This is a genomic window from Streptomyces sp. FIT100, from assembly GCF_024584805.1.
Lineage (GTDB): Bacteria > Actinomycetota > Actinomycetes > Streptomycetales > Streptomycetaceae > Streptomyces.
Map to the genome: position 1 here is coordinate 1 of NZ_CP075715.1, position 16468 is coordinate 16468.

Below are 16468 nucleotides of genomic sequence, written 5' to 3' on the forward strand. Positions count from 1 at the left end.
GGTGACCGTCACCGCCTCGTCGTCAACCCCGGCACGCCACCTCCCGCCCGGCATCACACCCAAGATCCGCCCGTGGCTTAGAGGTTGTCTCATGTGGCAAGCTTCGTCGGCTTCTTGTAGTAGCTCAGGGCAGCCGTGGCCGTGGCCAGGCTTCGGCTTGCCGGTCGCTGCGGTCTACGTACGGGATCTTGAGGCCACGAGCAGCCCGTGGCAGGCTCATGCCGCATGATCGATGAATTCGCGAAGGACAACCTGCACGAGAGACTGCGGCGAGACCGCAAGGCGCTGCTCTGGAAACTCGACGGCTTGTCGGAGTACGACGCCCGCCGACCTTTGACAGCGACCGGGACCACCCTCCTCGGCCTGGTCAAACACGTGGCCAGCGTCGAGGCCAGGTACTTCGGTGAAGTCTTCGACCGGCCGTCCCCGGAACCGCTGCCCCGGTGGCAGGACCACGACGGCAGCGATCTGTGGGCGACTGAGGACGAGACTCGCGATCAGATCATCGAGTCCTACCGACGCACGTGGGAACACTCAGACGCGACGATCGACGAGCTTGCCCTCGACGCCCCCGGCCACGTGCCGTGGTGGCCGGAGCCACATCGCAACACGAACCTCTTCGCCATCCTGGTCCACGTCCTCGGCGAGACAAACCGGCATGCCGGGCACGCCGACATCCTGCGCGAAGGCGTCGACGGCCGAACCGGGATGCGCCCCGAACACGAGATGCAGATCGATGAAGAAGCCCGCACCGCCTACTGCGCGAAGATCGAGCAGGTCGCCAGGTCGGCCGCATCAGGCAAGGCATAGAAGAGCCGTACCACGTGGCTTGATGTTCGAGCGGCATGATGCCAGCCGTGAGTGCTGTTCTGTCGAAGCGTCTGGTTCCTGATGAACTCTGGGAGCTGGCCGCCCCGTTGCTGCCGTCGTTCGCTGCTCGTCCGCAAGGTGGTGGGACCGCTCCGTGTGACGAGCGGGCCGTGTTCACGGCAGTGGTGTACGTGCTGACCAGCGGCTGTGCCTGGCGGCATCTGCCGCCGACGTTCGGCACGTCGCCTGCCACCGCGCATCGCCGCTTCACGGTATGGACCGAGGCCGGCCTGTGGCGTCGGCTGCACCGGGCGGTGCTGGACGAACTCGGGGCCCTGGGCGAGGTGGACTGGACCTTGGCGATCGTCGACGCGGCCTCCGTTCGCGTGAAAAGGAGGGCTCGCTGACCGGGCCGAATCCGGTCGATCGCGGCAAGCAGGGCAGCAAGCTGCACGTGCTGTCCGATGCCCAGGGCATCCCGCTCGCCGTCGCCGTGTCCGGCGCGAACATGCACGACAGCCTCGCCCTCAAGCCGCTCATCCGCGGCATACCCTCCGTCCGGTCCCGCCGGGGGCCGCGGCGGCGCCGACCGGTCAAACTCCGCGCGGACAAGGCGTACTTCTCCGCCGAACACCTGGCCTGGCTGCGTGAGCGCGGGCTTGTCGCGCGCATCGCGCCGCGGCCCGGCATCGAGTCCGGCGAACGCCTCGGTCGGCACCGCTGGAAGATCGAACGGTCGATCGCTTGGCCCTTCGGCTACCGCCGCCTCACCGTCCGATACGAACGAAAGGGCTCGCACTTCCTCGCCTTCCCCGGCCTGGCTGCCGCCCTGACCTGCTACAAGAAGCTGGCGAAACTTACCACGTGAGACACCCTCTTAGTCCCCGGCATCGGATACGAGGCAACCGACCGATCGCCCCCTCAACAACATCGATCCACACGAAACGGCCGGGAATACCCCGCCCGGGAACGACCCGACCACAGAGGCCAGTCCGCAATCCTTCTCACCACCGGACCGGAACGAACTACCGGCCCACGCACACCCGTCCCACATCGTCCGTCATGCATCTTCGTCCCACACAGCGAAAACACCGAACGCCAATGCACACCCGCAAGAACGTCCGACCGATCACCGTCGAACGAAACAAAGACGCCACCACACCCGACCACGGAGACGAAAAATCGCCCCTTCAATTCAAGTCCCCACGAAGCCAGGCCAGTAGAATCGAGCCCCAACAGACGGAACAGCCGACAGCGAGGAGGCCACGTCATGTCAGATTCCGAACTCGCCGCACAAGTCGCCGAAAAACTCGAACACACCACCAAGCAAATCGACGAACTCCGCAAACTCAAAACGACACTCGAAGAACTCCAACACCAACTCGGAACCCGCTCCCGCCAGACGGCTGCCGCGCCCCGACCCGCGGGTGCCGCCCCACCAGGCAAACCGGTGACCGTACCAGCGGCGCGGCGCGCGGAGTCCGCCGCTCCTCCAGCCGGTGCGGTGTACATGCCCCCGGCCACGACGGCGGGCGGTGGGCGGACGAGGCCGACGGCCACACCCGGCCAAGGCACATCAGGGCAGAAGCGCTCCACCCGCGCCAGCCGCGTACTCGCCCTACTCAACAAACAACCCCACACCGTCAAACAAATCACACAACTCCTAGCCCAAACACACCCACACGACACAACCACCGAAACCGTCATCCGCAACACACTGGAAAACTCCCTCGTCACCAAAGGCCTCGCACACCGAACCAAACAAGGAAGAAGCGTCTACTACACACGCCCCACACCCGACTAACATCACCGCAAACAAGGAAAAACCAAACACCGGTAGCCTGGCCGCTGTTGGCCAGTTGGTGAGTTGATCCTGAGTAGCCGTCCGCAGAGCGCGACTTCACAGCTCCGGCAGGGCGTACCCACGTGGGACGGACTTCCCTGGCACGAGCCTGAGGACCCGCGCGGGGCCTGTGAGCTCCGTAGCGGGGTGTCCGGGCCAGGCCGGAGGACGCCAGGCAGATGCCATAAGACCAGCCACCTTCAGAAACGGATCGTTTCCGGTCAGTCTGCGGTCACGGGTCGCGGGAGAGACCTGAGCCAGTGGCATGTCAGTGAGCCCACAGACTTCTGGAGCCGACGAGCCCCGGGCGCTCGGCGAGCCGACGGTCGATCCGCTGCGCGGCCCGTTCTCCGTCGGCCTGACGTGCCGACCGCTCGCCCAGCGCGATGAGCCGAGGCGGCCGGCCAGGCCCATCGAGCCATGCGGTCTGCGGACGCGGCCGGTTCCGCGAGCATCCTCACGCCACGTCACGGCATCTGGCTCGCCCGGTCACAGGAGGCACAAGCCTTCCTAGGGAATACTGACCGAATTCTGACCGTATGCCTCAACGGTATTGACCGTGGGTGTGGCCGATTCCTACTGTCCGGACAACAGCCATAAGACCGACTGGCGAACTCCCGGTGGGCTCAACCGCATTGCCTCACCGTGCCGAGACAGATGGAAAGCAAGGCGCACATGACCAGGATTCACCGTTTGCCGCTGCTACGTGAGGCCCGTGGCCCGATTGCCACCGGGGCCGGCCCATCGGCACGTCCCAAGTCCCCGGTCCCGGTCCCGGTCCCGGACAGAGACAAACCCACAGACTGGTAAGCGCACGAGGGCCGGGCCATGGGGAGCCCGAGGCCCGCCGTCGGTACTGAACGGCACCCCGTCTATCCGGCGTGCGTGCGCACACGAACGCACACCCCGGTAACCCGTCAGCGGCCATCCGTCCCGCCGCGTCTGCGCGCGTAGCGCCATCACGGCCGGTGGCATCGCACCACGCCGCTTCTCACACGTCATCGGCTGGGGCTTCCGGCTGCGCCACCGGACCCCGTCCTTCCCCGGAACCACGTGAGTACTTCCCCCGTGCCCTCTTTGCGGCCCGGAACCAAGGAGCGCATACGCATGACCACGCAGTCATGGTTCGCCGAGGCCAAACTCGGCATCTTCGTACACTGGGGGATCTCCTCGGTCCGGGGAATGGCCCTGCCCCGGTCCTCCCTGCCCGGCCAGATCTCGTACGAGGAGTACATGGAACAGCTCCACGGGTTCACCGCCGCGCGCTACAGCCCCGACGCCTGGGCGGAGCTTTTCGCCCGCGCCGGAGCGAAGTACGCGGTGATGACCGCGAAGGACCACGACGGGATGGCCCTGTGGGACACCGCGTCCACGGATCTGTCGGTCGTCAGGGTCACCCCGGCCCGCAAGGATCTGGTCCGCCCGTTCGCCCGGGCACTGCGCCGGCGCGGGCTACGCGTCGGGCTGTACTTCTCGCACCACGGCTGGAGTCACGGCCCGTACACGGCGACCCGCCGCTCGCAGCCGCACAGGGAGGCGGCTGAGAGCGAGTCGGGCGCGGCGCGGGACCACGACGAGGACCGTCGGACGCGGGAGCGGCTCGTGCGCGCGGCCAATCGTGCGCAGGTCCGCGAGTTGGTCGAGAACTACCGGCCGGACCTGCTGTGGTTCGACGGTGCGCGGGAGCACGGCCGGGATCAGTGGCGGGCGGATGACTGGGCGGGCATCATCCCCGCCCTCGGTCCGGAGACGGTCGTCATCGGGCGTACATGCGGCCACGGGGACCACGACACACCGGAACTGGGTACGGCGATCGTCCCGTCCGACGGGTCCTGGGAACTGTGCTACCCGCTTGGCGGCGGCAACAGCCACCAGCCCGCCGGCGCTCACCACCCGTCCGTCCGCGAGCTCATAAGCGTCTTCGCGGACACCATCGCCGGCGGCGGCAACCTCCTGCTCAAGACCAGCCCGCAAGAGGACGGTACGATTCCCCCCGCGGACACGGTCCGCCTCACGGGCCTGGGGCAGTGGATCCGCCGGAACCGCGAGGCCGTCTACACCACCACCGGTCTGCCCTACGGGTATTTCGACGGCCCGTCAACCCTGGCAAAGGACCGCCGTACGCTGTTCCTCATCTGCGCCCGTACGCCCCACGGCCTCATCGAACTGCGAGGGCTGCACAACACACTCCGGCGCGTCTCCGTTCTGAGCACCGGACTGGAACTCCCCTATCACGTGACCGAGGGTCTGCCCGACTGGAACATCCCGCGTGTCATCCGCATCAAGCCCCCCATCGCTCCCAGTGTCCTGGCCCTCGAACTCCACGGCGAACTCGAGCTCCACCGGAACCATCGATAGTCACCCTCGTTCCACCAGGCGTTTCACCCGGCGCCCTCGACCGCAGCCCCCGACCATCGCCGGGACCACCTACCCAGGGCCGCCGCTCTGCCGCGTCAGCGGCTGCCGAGTGTGCGCTTCGGGCGCGGCTCCACCGGTTCGTCCCTGGCTTGTGCCCACAGGGACCGGACATGGCCGAGGTGGCGGGCCATGCATGCTTCGGCGGCCGGCGCGTCCCCCGCCAGCATCAGGTCGAGCAGTTCGTGGTGCTCCTGTGCGGAGGCGACGAGCATGCCGAGTTCGTCGAGCCTGGTGAGGCCGTACAGCCGGGAGCGCTTGCGCAGCTCTCCGACGGTCTCGACCAGACGGTCGTTGCCGGCCAGGGCCAGCAGGCCGAGGTGGAAGCGGCGGTCCGCGTCCAGGTAGCCGATCAGATGGTGGTTGGTGGCATGCTCCACGATCTCATCGGCTACCGGTCGCAGCGCCTCCAACTGGGTCTCCGTGGCGATCCGGGTGACCTGTCCGATCGTCGGCACCTCGATCAGCGCCCGGAGTTCGGTGTACTGGTCGAGGTCGCGCTCGCTGACCTCGGTGACCCGGAAGCCCTTGTTGCGGACGGGTTCGACCAGGCCCTCGCGGGCGAGGTCGAGCATCGCTTCACGGACGGGTGTGGCCGAGATTCCGAAGTCGGCCGCGAGGCCGGGTGCAGAGTAGACGCGGCCGGGGCGGAGTTCGCCGGCGACGAGCGCGGCGCGCAGGGCGTGGGCGACCTGGTCGCGCAGTCGCTCCTGAGCGGTGATCAGGGTGATCTGCTTCAGGTCCCCCATGGCGCTGCCTCCGTGAATCCAGTGGAGGCCAAGCGTACAATGTCACGTCGCGCTGCCCTGAGTTCGGCCAGGTACGTCGACGAAACCTTCGAAGGCTCGGGCCCGGCGGCGAGGTCGGCGGGGGTGTCACAGGAGGAAGCCCCCGGGGAACGGGTCGGCCGGGTCCAGGAAGTACTGTGCGGTTCCGGTGATCCAGGCGCGGCCGGTGACGGTGGGGACGACGGCGGGGAGTGTGCCGACAGTGGTCTCCCCGACGATGCGGCCGGTGAACTGCGTACCGATGAAGGACTCGTTGACGAAGTCGCGGCCGACGGGGAGTTCACCGCGGGCGTGGAGCTGGGCCATCCGGGCGCTGGTGCCGGTGCCGCACGGGGAGCGGTCGAACCAGCCGGGGTGGATGGCCATGGCGTGCCGGGACCGCGTGGCGTCCGAGCCTGGGGCGGTCAGATAGACGTGCTTGACGCCGCCGATGGCGGGGTTCTCTGGGTGAACGGGCCGGGCGGTGGCGTTGATCGCGTCCATGAGGGCCAGTCCGGCGGCGAGCAGGTCGTCCTTGCGGTCACGGTCGAAGGGGAGGCCGAGGGTGTCCAGGGGGACGAACGCGTAGAAGTTGCCGCCGTACGCCAGGTCGTAGGTGACCGTGCCGTGTCCCGGTACGTCGGCCTTGCGGTCGAGGCCGACGCAGAAGGACGGCACGTTGGTGAGGGTGACGGACGTGGCCGCGCCGTCCTCGACCCGCACGTCCACGGCGACGAGTCCGGCGGGGGTGTCGAGGCGGATGGTGGTGACGGGTTCGGTGACGGGCACCATGCCGGTCTCGACGAGGACGGTGGCGACGCCGATGGTGCCGTGGCCGCACATGGGCAGCAGTCCGGACACCTCGATGTAGAGCACCCCGTAGTCGGCGTCGGGGCGGGTGGGCGGCTGCAGGATCGCGCCGCTCATGGCGGAGTGGCCGCGCGGCTCGTACGTCAGCAGGGTGCGGAGGTGGTCCAGGTGCTCGATGAAGTGGAGTCGGCGTTCGGCCATGGTGGCGCCCGGGACGACGCCGACGCCGCCGGTGATGACGCGGGTCGGCATGCCCTCGGTGTGCGAGTCGACGGCGTGGTAGACGTGGCGGGTGCGCATGAGGTCTCCTTCTCGGTGTTCCTCGGTCGCTTCCGGCTGGTGGAGGCCCTCGGCGAATCAGTGGAGGCCCTCGGCGAATGCCTTCTCGGTGGCGGCGCGTACGGCCGACTTCTGTTCGCCGGTCAGCGGTGAGCGCGGCGGTCGGGTGGGGCCGCCGGGACGGCCCGCGAGGTCCATGGAGACCTTGATGGCCTGGACGAACTCGGTCTTCGAGTCCCAGCGCAGCAATGGGTGCAGGGATTTGTAGAGCGGCAGCGCGGTGTCCAGGTCGCCGGCGACGGCTGCGTGGTAGAGCGTGGCGCAGGAGGCGGGCAGTGCGTTGGGGTATCCGGCGATCCAGCCGACCGCGCCGGCGAGGGCGAGTTCGAGCAGGACGTCGTCGGCGCCGACCAGCAGGTCGAGACCCGGGGCGAGTTCGGCGATCTCGTAGGCCCGGCGGACGTCGCCGCTGAACTCCTTGACGGCGACGATGCTCCCCTCGCCGTGCAGGCGGGCGAGCAGGGCCGGGGTGAGGTCGGTCCTGGTGTCGTGCGGGTTGTTGTACGCGACGACGGGCAGGCCGCTGCGTGCGACCTCGGCGTAGTGGGCGGCGACCGCTTCCTCACCTGCGCGGTAGGCGTTGGGCGGCAGGAGGAGCACGGATCCGGCTCCGGCCTCGGCGGCCTGGTCGGCCCAGCGGCGGGCTTCGGCGCTGCCGTAGGCGGCGACTCCGGGCATCACGCGCATCCCGTCGCCCGCCGCCTCGACCGCGGTGTGGACGACGCGGGCGCGTTCGTCGTCGGTGAGCGTCTGGTACTCGCCCAGGGAGCCGTTCGGGACGACACCGTCGCAGCCGTTCGCGATCAGCCAGGCGACGTGCTCGGCGTAGGCGTCGTAGTCGATGGAGAGGTCGTCGTGCAGCGGCAGGGCGGTGGCGACCATGATGCCGTGCCAGGGGCGCGTACGGGGTGCCGGTGCCATAGCAACTCCTTATGTGAGATACGAGATGTGAGATGCAAGATGTAAAACGTGCGACTTCGCCGGTCCCGCGGTACCGGCGCCAGGACTCGGTCCCTCACGTGCGGAGGGACTCTGACGCAGCGTCGGACGAGTGGTGGACGAGTGGATGTGCTGGGCGGGGGTGACGGGTGGGGCGGCCCCGCCCGCCGTGGTCAGGAGCGGTCCGAGTCGTTCGTCGTCGGTACGGTCTCGCCGGGCAGACGGGCGAGGTGGTTCAGCGGTACGGGGCAGGACAGCGGGCGGCGGTCCGGTGCCGGCTCCTCGCCGGCCAGGGCGGCCACGGCGGGCCCGCACATCCGTCCCTGGCACCAGCCCATTCCCGCGCGGGTGAGCAGTTTGACGGTGCGGGCGTCGTGCGCGCCGAGTTCGCCGACGGCCTCCCTGACGGCTCTTGCCGGCACCTCCTCGCAGCGGCACACGTGGGTGGCGTCGTCGAGCCAGTCGGCCCAGCCGGGACCGGGGCGGTGCACGGCCGCCATCACCTCGGCGAAGGCCCGCAGCCGGTCGCGCCGCGCTCTGAGTGCCGTCACACGCCGCGCCCGCCGCGACGTTCGCGGGACGCCGGACCCGGACCCGGACCCGCTCTCGGTCTCGGTCTCGGGCCCGGCGCCGCGCAGGGCGCGTGCGATGGACAGGGCGGCCAGTTCCCCTTCGGCCAGGGCCAGTTCCGCCCCGCCGATGCCTCCGGTCTCCCCCGCCGACCAGACGCCGGGGACGGAGGTGCGCTGTTCGTCGTCGAGGTCCAGTACGGCGGTGCCGTCGGCCGTGCGGCGGGTGGCGCAGCCGATGCCGGTGGCGAGTTCCAGTTGCGGGAGCAGTCCGTGGCCGACGGCGAGCGCGTCGCACGGGATGCGGCGCCCGCTGCCGGGTACGGGCCGCCAGTTCCGGTCGAGCCGCGCCACCGTCACGGCCTCGATCCGGTCCGTGCCGTGCGCGGCGGTGACGGCGTGCCGGGTCAGCAGCCGTACCCCGTGCCGGAGCAGCGCGCCGGCGTGCAGAGCAGCCTCGACGGCCTTCCCGGGATTGCGCAGGAGGACGGGGAGCCGTCGGGCGTAGGCCGGGTACGCGGCGGCCTCCACGACCGCGGGCACCGTGGCCCCGGCGGCTGCCAGGGAGCCCGCGACGGCGAGCAGCAGCGGGCCGCTGCCCGCGACGACGGTGCGGCGGCCGGGCAGGACGAGGCCGGACTTGAGCATCGCCTGCGCTCCTCCCGCGCCGACGACTCCGGGCAGGGTCCAGCCGGGGAAGGGGAGTTGGCGCTCGTGGGCTCCGGTGGCGAGCAGCACCGTACGGGCCAGGACGGTGGCGGCGTACTCGTCGTCGCTGTGGCCCGCGACCGCGTGGAGCCGCCAGACCGGCGCCCGGCCGCAGCGCTCCGCCCCCGGCTCCGCAGCGGACTCCCCTTCCTCCGGGGCCTGTTCGGGAAGGACGGTCCAGACGTGGTGCGCGGGCAGGTGGTGGATCCGCCCCGCCGCCGCGTGGGCACGCAGGGCGTGTTCCAGCCGGGCGAACGCCCGCCAGTGGTGGTGCAGGGCTTCGGGCCGGCTCGCGCGGAGGCCGGGTGCGGGATGGCGGTAGAACTGTCCGCCGGGCCGCTGCCCCGCGTCGAGGAGCGTCACCCGCAGTCCGAGTCCGGCGGCGGTGACGGCGGCCGCGAGTCCGGCGGGCCCGGCTCCGACGACGGCCAGTTCGCAGGGCGGCGTGGTGGGTTCAGACGGCGAGTTCGTCATGACCGCTGCCCTTCTGTGTGGTGACGGCGTCGCCCGGGCGGGCCGGGACGATGCAGGCGCGCCGGTTGGGGCGGCCGTTGACCGTGGCGAGGCAGTCGTAGCAGGTGCCGACGGCGCAGAAGGCACCACGGGGCGCGCCGCCGTCGCGGGTCGTGCGCCAGGAGAGGATCCCCGCCGCCCAGAGCGCCGCGGCGATGCTCTGCCCGGGCAGCGCGGTGAGGGGGCGTCCGTCGAAGGTGATCTCGTACGGGGGGCCCGGCTCGGCCCTCACCAGGGAGGCCGGTGTTCTGGTCACTGCGCTGCTCCTGCCTGGTCGAAACGGTGGGGCCGAAACGGCCGCGGGTCCAGGGGTGGTTGCCCGCCGCTGAGTGCGGCGGCGATCAGCAGTCCGGTGGCCGGGGCGAGGCCGATGCCCGCGCCTTCGTGGCCGCATGCGTGGAACAGTCCGGGCACGCGCGGGTCGGCGCCGATCGCGGGGAGGTGGTCGGGGAGATAGGGGCGAAAGCCGTGGTAGGTGCGGATGGCGCGTACGCCCGCGAGTACCGGGAAGAGCCTGGTGGCCTGGGCGGCGAGGCGGCGCAGGGCCTCGGCGGACAGGGTCCGGTCGTAGCCGACGCGTTCGCGGGTCGCGCCGATCAGCACGGGCCCCGCGGGGGTGCCTTCGACGACGGCGGAGGACTGGAGGGCGGCGGAGTCGCTGGCGACGTCGGAGATGTAGTCGGCGGCGTAGACCTTGTGGCGGACGACTCGCGGCAGGGGCTCGGTGACGAGGACGAAGCCGCGGCGCGGGAGGACGGGCAGCCGGGTGCCTGCCAGTCGGGCGACGTCGCCGCCCCAGGTGCCGGCGGCGTTGACGACGGCGGGTGCGTGGAGTTCGCCGTGCGGTGTGCGTACGCCGCGGACGGTGCCGTCGGACCGGGTGAGGACGGCGGTGACCTCTTCCCCGAGGCGGACGCGGGCGCCGGATTCGCGTGCCGTTCGCAGGAGTTGGGCGGCGGCGCGGGCGGGCTGGACCTGGGCGTCCTGGGGGTAGTGGAAGCCGCCGGCGAGTCCGTGCGCGAGGTGGGGTTCCAGGTCGTGGAGCCGGTCGGCGGGGACGGCGTGGGCCTCGACACCGGCCTTGCGCTGGCCCTCGGCGAAGTCGCGCAGTGCGGTGAGGGCGGTCTCGTCGGGCGCGACGACGAGACCGCCCTTGGGCTCGTACTCGGTCTGCGCCGGCAGGACGTCGGCGAGCTCGCGCCAGAGCCGGGTCGACAGCAGCGCGAGGTCGAGCTCGGGCCCCGCCTCCTTGTCGGAGACGAGGAGATTGCCTTCCCCGGTGCCGGTGGTGCCGCCCGCGACGGAGCCGCGGTCGAGGACCGTCACGGCGAGTCCGGCGCGGCTCGCGTAGTACGCGCAGGCCGCTCCGACGACGCCGGCGCCGATGATGACGGCGTCCTGGGGACCACGAGGGTTTCCGGCGGGCACGGCAGTAATATGTCACATTGCCATGGCGCCGGGGAAGGGAATCGCGCACCCGGGCGGTGACGCGTACGCGGGACGCGTACGGATCAGCTGCGCAGCGGCCCTTCGCAGCGGTAAGTCGACGTTCCCGCACGGCCGTTGGTCCAGATCTCCACCGGGCCGAAGGAGCAGTTCATGTCGGCGAGGTTGGTGGAGGCCGCTCCCGCCCGGTCGAGGATGAAGTAGTCGACCGTCTCGGACATGTCCTTGAAGACGAGGTCCGGGTCGGCGGAGTCGGCGAGATCGGCGGTGATCCTGCCGGTGCAGGTGAAGCGCCGCTTGCCGGGGTCGCCGTTGTCCGTGCAGAGCGGGTCGGCCTGAGTGGCGCCGGCGAAGGAGGCGCGGACGGCCTCCGGCGTCGCGTCCGTGAGCCGGTCGTCGGGTGTGTACGTGGTGTTGGGTACGAACAGGTCGTCGACGTCCGCGATCTGTGCGTCCAGGAAGCTGTCGTAGACCCGCTGGAGCGCCTGGTCGGCGCCGAGCCGGGCGCGCCAGGCGTCGAAGGCCGCGGGGTCGTCGGCCCGCAGATGGCCGTACATCTCCCGCAGCAGGGAGGGCCGTTCGGTCCACAGGAACTCGAAGAACGTGCCCGCGTAGTCGTAGAAGCGGAAGCCGTCGCCTTCGTACGTGGCGTGCAGCAGCTGGTCGACGGTCATCCGCGGGCCGCCGCCGGCGGTGTCGTCGATGACGCCCTGGACCAGGGACTTGCGGACGGCGATTCCGTTGTCGCGGGTGGCGCCGTCGAAGAACTCCGCCGTGCCCTCGTCCATCGCGGTGGTGCGGTCGCCGCTGTACCAGGGGCCCTCGCCGAAGTATCCGGGCACGGCCCAGCGGCCGTTGAGGTAGTGGACGTACTCGTGCCGGAAGAGTTCTTCGAGGGTGAGGGAGGAGTCCTGCGGGACGCGGCGCTGGTAGGTGTAGAACGTCGCGCCGCGCTCGATGTAGATGCCGCCGTTCTCGGTGCCCATGCCGGTGAGGACGGGATGGTAGACCTCGTAATCGGAGCGCGAGCCGTACAGCACGATGTTCAGCGAGGTGTTGGTGTCGCCGGCGAGCGGCTGCTCGGTGCCGAGGACCCGGTGGAACTGCGCCTTGACCTGCTTGCTCGCGTAGTAGAGCTGGTCGACGGTGGCACGGTCGAGGCCGGTGCGGACCTTGATGGCCCCGCTGTCGTAGGTGTACGTGTGCGGGAAGATCTCCCGCTCGATGTCGTCCTTGCAGACGGCATACGGTTTGCAGGCCTCGTAGAAGTTCAGCCAGCCGACGAGCGAGGCCCAGGGCCGGCTGCCGTGGCCGAAGTTGGTGCGGGCGACCGGTAGCAGGGCGCCGAGAGCGGAGACGACCTGTGCCCTCAGGGCGTCGATCTGGCCGAAGCGGCCGTACTCGCCGAGGGCGTCGCGAACGACCCATTCGTTCGGTGTGCCCTTGAGGTGGGTGTGAGCGGCGAAGGCCTTGAAGGCGTCACGGTAGGACGCGTTCTGGGTGACGACGTTGTGGAACGCGGTGTCCCGGTTGCCCGGATAGACGCCGAGGTAGTTGACGGAGAGCGCGGCCAGGGCCGCTCCGCCCCAGGACGGGTCGTCGTACTGGCCCGTGTGGTACCTGTCCATCGTGGCCAGGACCTTCCTGATCAGCCCGAGCTGGCTGTGCCGCAGGCCGGGGGCGCTGCCGGTGTAGAGGGCCTCGCGGAGGGTCTCGGCGTTGGTCCGCGTCACCTGGAAGGTGCGGGCCGCGGTGCCGAAGTCGTGGACGGCCCGCCGGAGCACCTCGGTGGTCGGGACGTCGGTGATGTCGATCTCGGGGCGGGAGAAGTCGTGGTACGCGACGGCGTGGAGGTACGTGAACATCTCCAGCAGGTGCGTGCCGTTGCGGCCGTCGTGCGCGGCGGCCAGTGAGGATATTCGCCGGCCCACGGCCTGGACGTGCGCGTCCGACATGACCGGCACGAGGCGGGTGTCCCAGGTCCAGACGAGGTCGCCGAGGCAGCCCTCGGCGGTGACCGCCGGGTCGGCGAGGAAGTCGGCGAGCTCCTCGGGGCCGAGGCGGGTGATGCCGTCGAGGGTGCAGGGGACACCGACGGCGTCGGCGGTGGTGTGCGGCGCGGTGGCACGGGTGGCGCCGCCGGTTCCGGGGGTGTCCTGGCGGCCGGGGGTTCGGCCTTCGGCCAGCTCCCCCGGCGCGAGGGCGGGTCCGGAGGCCGACTTGGGCGCCCTGGCGAGTCGGTCGACCTCGTCGAAGGGGTTGCGGGCGTGGGCGACACCGGCCGTGGCCGGGGCGTACCGGCCCGCGAAGGCGGCGGGGGTGGCGGGGGTGGCAGTGGCGCGTTCCGTGGCTGCCGCGGGCGCGATGTGGCCGAGCGGAGCGAGGAGGGTGGTGGCGAGCGCCACGGCGAGCAGGGGGGTGCGCGCGGATCTGAGCAGCACGGATCGAGGCTGGGACACCGATGACTCCTGTGTGGGAGGTGACTGTGGGGGTGTGACAGCGGTGCGGTGTTCGCGAAGCCCTTTGGTGTGCAAGGGGATTGGCCGTGCGGTGCGAAGGGTGCGCGATGTGACCCGTAACATAGTAATGTGAAATTGCACTGACAAGCCCTCAGTAACCCTCTGCCTCTGAGGAGTTGAGATGTCCGGCACCCCGTTCAGCGCCCCGCCCGCTCCGTCCCGGAGCTGGTGGGCTCCATGCGGAAGCACCGGGCGATCCCACATCCGCAAGGGGACGGACCGGCCGCCGAACGCCTTCAGTTCCGTGCGAAGTTACGGCCTGGGCGGCCGAGCGGTACGCCCAGCCGGAGGCCGGATCACGGCAGGACACCTACCGGTAGGCGCGGGGCGGCCGGTCATGACGAGGGTGATGTTGCGGTGCTATTGGTCAGCGCCGCCTGGACGATGCGGATGGCCTCGTCGGTGTCGATGCCGACGCCGGCGATGACGGCGGCGTACTCGGCGGCGGCGCGGCGTGCCCGTTCGCGTCCCTCCTCGCCCGCTGCGGACACGAACGAGCCGGCCGCTCCGCGGGCCTCGACCAGCCCCGCCACCTCCAGCTCCCGGTAGGCCCGGCCGACGGTGTTGACGGCCAGGCCGAGGTCCGCGGCCAGGCGGCGGATGGTCGGCAGCCGGGTGCCCGCGGCCAGTGTGTGGTCCTGGATCTGCCGGGCGAGCTGCGCGCGGAGCTGCTCGAACGGCGGGACGGGCGAGGTCGAGTCGATGACGATCACCGGCTCACCGGACGCTCGTCGCGTGCCTCGCCGCGGCGCTGCTCCGCGCGGTCGACATGGTGATCAGGGCGAGGGTGATGACGCTCAGGACGATGAAGACGAGCCAGGCAACGTTCCACCAGCCGAGCGCGGTATCGAACACCGACACGATCGGCAGCGACCACACCACGGTGGGCGTGGCGACTTCGCGGGCGTCCTCGACCCGCATGATGATGTCGGCCGTCAGCGAGTCCTCGTCGTCGGCCACGACCGGGTGCGTCAGGATATGGCGCAGCTGGACGACCACGCCGGCCGCGACCCCGCACAGTGCGATGAGCAGAATGACCGCCGCGTACCGTGCAGTGGAGTCCCGCGTGGCCAGGGCGCCGATCGCCAGCGCCAGCGCGCCCGCGAACGTGGCAGCCGCGAACGCGGCTCGCGGCCAGCCGAGCACGGTGCGCCAGCCGAGCCGGACCAGGTGCGCCGCCCGGCGCGGCAACGCCGCGCCGGCCCGCCGGTCGACCCGCCGCACCCACCGGTCCAGCAGCGCCTGGGCCAGCACCAACCCCACCACCACCGCCGTCAGGAGCAGCAGCGACCAGTTCCGGTACGCCCCGGACCCGTCACCCGCGGCGCCCGCCGACCGTTCGCCGACGTAGATGAGCGCGATCGCGATGATGAACGCGGCGAGCAGGATCTGAGAGGCCAGACGGGCGCGCCACCGCACCGCGAGACGCCTGGCCAGCAGCGGGGTCGGAGGGACGTCGGTCAGTCCGTGCCCGGCCAGCCACACGCGGGCCCCCTCAAGGTTTACCGGACGCGCCGACTGGTCGGCGTCCGGAGTCGTTTCGTTCGGCACGACGCCCCCTTGTCTCAATGCTTGTCTCACCATAGTGAGACAAGCATTGAGACAAGTCAATCCGCGCGCAGAGCGGTGGCATCGGCGGTGTTCCCCATCCTGTCGGCCGGGTTCACCTCAATACCGGTGCACTGGGCACCGGCATGCTGCCGCGGGCCCAGGACACGGCCGCGCCGCGCACGGCGGCGGCGTTCGTACGGTCGGAGCCCAGGTATGTGGGCACCGCGTGCACCACGTCGACCGGTGCCGGTCCGCGGCATGGGCGGCCCGGCCGTGGCTGCCTCGAAGCGCAGCACGTCAGGCGCGTGCCCGAGGCGGTCTCTCTCCCCCCCGGTGCCCGGATCGGAACGTCATGCTGTGTCAGCAGGGTCGCTATCGGTCAAGGCGACGGGCTGACACGGGCTCTGACCAGGCAGGGCTAGCAGGTCGGATGCCCTGTGCCGACGGCTGGGCGACGCAGGTCACATTGGTCCATGTCACAGGGGGCCGGGCTACCTCGTCCCAGGGGTGTAGCCACCGACCACCGCAGAGGAGCACACGATGGACGCGCGACTGAACTACTTCGCCAGCCCGACGGCCGGCAAGGCCTTCAAGCACTTCATCTCAGCGGGCAGGACGCTCAAGGACTCGGCTCTGCCGGCCGCGACGCAGGAGCTGGTGGCGCTTCGCGTGAGTCAGATCAACGGCTGCGCCGTCTGCATCGACATGCACACCAAGGACGCCGCCGCGGCCGGCGAGACCTCGGTGCGGCTCAACCTGGTCGCCGCCTGGCGCGAGGCCACGGTCTTCACCGAGGCCGAGCGCGCCGCGCTGGAACTGGCGGAGCAGGGGACCCGTGTCGCGGACGCGGCCGGTGGGGTCAGCGACGCCGTGTGGGCGGACGCCGCCAAGCACCACGACGAGGAACAGCTCACCGCCCTGGTGATGCTGGTCTCCTTCATGAACACGGTGAACCGGCTGAACGTCATCACCCAGCAGCCGGCCGGCGCCTACGAGCCCGGGCAGTTCCACTGAACGGCATCGGGACAGGGGCCAGGGCCAGGGCCCGGGGCCAGGGCAAGCGCCCGGCTCCGGCTCCGGCTCCGGCTCCGGCTCCGGCTCCGGCTCCGGGCTCCGGGCTCCGGGCTCCGGGCTCCGGGCTCCGGGCTCCGGGCTCCGGGCTCCGGGCTCCGGGCTCCGGGCCACCGTGCCGGGGGACATTGCTCCGGCCTGCCGGTGATCCGGATGATCACCGGCACT

Annotated in this window: 13 protein-coding genes; 4 read left to right on the forward strand and 9 right to left on the reverse strand. The window is 70.7% G+C overall.

Going from position 1 to position 16468, the window contains the following annotated elements; genetic code table 11:
* The first annotated feature begins 225 nt into the window (after positions 1-225).
* The 3 genes from KK483_RS00005 (at position 226) to KK483_RS00015 (ending at position 5011) form a co-directional block, all read left to right on the forward strand.
* Positions 226-810, forward strand: coding sequence for a DinB family protein (locus tag KK483_RS00005; protein ID WP_262002630.1), 585 nt, complete (start codon positions 226-228; stop codon positions 808-810).
* Between the two features lie 47 nt (positions 811-857).
* Positions 858-1678 (forward strand): IS5 family transposase gene (locus KK483_RS00010; protein ID WP_399015905.1). Its coding sequence is split into 2 segments (ribosomal slippage): positions 858-1205 and positions 1208-1678, totalling 819 coding nucleotides; the frame shifts between segments, so codons are not numbered across the junction.
* Between the two features lie 2082 nt (positions 1679-3760).
* On the forward strand, positions 3761-5011 hold the full coding sequence (locus KK483_RS00015; RefSeq protein WP_262002632.1) for an alpha-L-fucosidase: 1251 nt from the start codon (positions 3761-3763) through the stop codon (positions 5009-5011).
* Between the two features lie 95 nt (positions 5012-5106).
* On the opposite strand, the gene KK483_RS00020 is transcribed toward KK483_RS00015, so the two are convergent.
* The 9 genes from KK483_RS00020 to KK483_RS00060 all read right to left on the reverse strand — a co-directional run bounded on the left by KK483_RS00020 (position 5107) and on the right by KK483_RS00060 (position 15229).
* Positions 5107-5817 (reverse strand): GntR family transcriptional regulator, encoded by a 711-nt coding sequence (locus tag KK483_RS00020; protein ID WP_262002634.1) that lies wholly within the window; start codon positions 5815-5817, stop codon positions 5107-5109.
* Positions 5818-5943: 126 nt separating this feature from the next.
* Positions 5944-6945 (reverse strand): proline racemase family protein, encoded by a 1002-nt coding sequence (locus KK483_RS00025; RefSeq protein ID WP_262002636.1) that lies wholly within the window; start codon positions 6943-6945, stop codon positions 5944-5946.
* 57 nt (positions 6946-7002) lie between these two features.
* Positions 7003-7905 carry a dihydrodipicolinate synthase family protein gene (locus KK483_RS00030; RefSeq protein ID WP_262002638.1) on the reverse strand — a complete coding sequence of 301 codons (903 nt, stop codon included), beginning with the start codon at positions 7903-7905 and terminating at the stop codon, positions 7003-7005.
* Positions 7906-8096: 191 nt separating this feature from the next.
* Positions 8097-9674 carry an NAD(P)/FAD-dependent oxidoreductase gene (locus KK483_RS00035; protein ID WP_262002640.1) on the reverse strand — a complete coding sequence of 526 codons (1578 nt, stop codon included), beginning with the start codon at positions 9672-9674 and terminating at the stop codon, positions 8097-8099.
* Positions 9655-9969: a (2Fe-2S)-binding protein gene (locus tag KK483_RS00040; protein ID WP_262002642.1), complete on the reverse strand. Its 315-nt coding sequence runs from the start codon at positions 9967-9969 to the stop codon at positions 9655-9657. The genes KK483_RS00035 and KK483_RS00040 overlap by 20 nt, the downstream gene beginning before the upstream one ends.
* Positions 9966-11141: an FAD-binding oxidoreductase gene (locus KK483_RS00045; RefSeq protein WP_262002644.1), complete on the reverse strand. Its 1176-nt coding sequence runs from the start codon at positions 11139-11141 to the stop codon at positions 9966-9968. Before KK483_RS00045 ends, KK483_RS00040 begins: the two co-directional genes overlap by 4 nt.
* An 83-nt stretch (positions 11142-11224) precedes the next feature.
* On the reverse strand, positions 11225-13741 hold the full coding sequence (locus KK483_RS00050) for a collagenase (RefSeq protein ID WP_399012894.1): 2517 nt from the start codon (positions 13739-13741) through the stop codon (positions 11225-11227).
* Between the two features lie 272 nt (positions 13742-14013).
* Positions 14014-14391, reverse strand: a complete 378-nt coding sequence (locus KK483_RS00055; protein WP_262002648.1) for a GntR family transcriptional regulator — start codon at positions 14389-14391, stop codon at positions 14014-14016.
* Positions 14392-14395: 4 nt separating this feature from the next.
* Positions 14396-15229, reverse strand: a complete 834-nt coding sequence (locus KK483_RS00060) for a hypothetical protein (protein ID WP_262002650.1) — start codon at positions 15227-15229, stop codon at positions 14396-14398.
* Positions 15230-15769: 540 nt separating this feature from the next.
* Between KK483_RS00060 and KK483_RS00065 the strand changes: the two genes are divergently transcribed.
* The gene (locus KK483_RS00065; RefSeq protein ID WP_262002651.1) at positions 15770-16243 is read left to right on the forward strand and encodes a carboxymuconolactone decarboxylase family protein; all 474 of its coding nucleotides are present in this window, start codon (positions 15770-15772) and stop codon (positions 16241-16243) included.
* Positions 16244-16468: the final 225 nt, after the last annotated feature.

What these genes read in the sequence shown, in the direction of transcription:
- KK483_RS00015 (WP_262002632.1), top strand. Translation starts at nt 3,761, where the DNA reads ATGACCACGCAGTCATGGTTCGCCGAGGCCAAACTCGGCATCTTCGTA.
- KK483_RS00025 (WP_262002636.1), bottom strand. Translation starts at nt 6,945, where the DNA reads ATGCGCACCCGCCACGTCTACCACGCCGTCGACTCGCACACCGAGGGC.
- KK483_RS00005 (WP_262002630.1), top strand. Translation starts at nt 226, where the DNA reads ATGATCGATGAATTCGCGAAGGACAACCTGCACGAGAGACTGCGGCGA.
- KK483_RS00050 (WP_399012894.1), bottom strand. Translation starts at nt 13,741, where the DNA reads ATGTTACGGGTCACATCGCGCACCCTTCGCACCGCACGGCCAATCCCC.
- KK483_RS00020 (WP_262002634.1), bottom strand. Translation starts at nt 5,817, where the DNA reads ATGGGGGACCTGAAGCAGATCACCCTGATCACCGCTCAGGAGCGACTG.
- KK483_RS00035 (WP_262002640.1), bottom strand. Translation starts at nt 9,674, where the DNA reads ATGACGAACTCGCCGTCTGAACCCACCACGCCGCCCTGCGAACTGGCC.
- KK483_RS00065 (WP_262002651.1), top strand. Translation starts at nt 15,770, where the DNA reads ATGGACGCGCGACTGAACTACTTCGCCAGCCCGACGGCCGGCAAGGCC.
- KK483_RS00030 (WP_262002638.1), bottom strand. Translation starts at nt 7,905, where the DNA reads ATGGCACCGGCACCCCGTACGCGCCCCTGGCACGGCATCATGGTCGCC.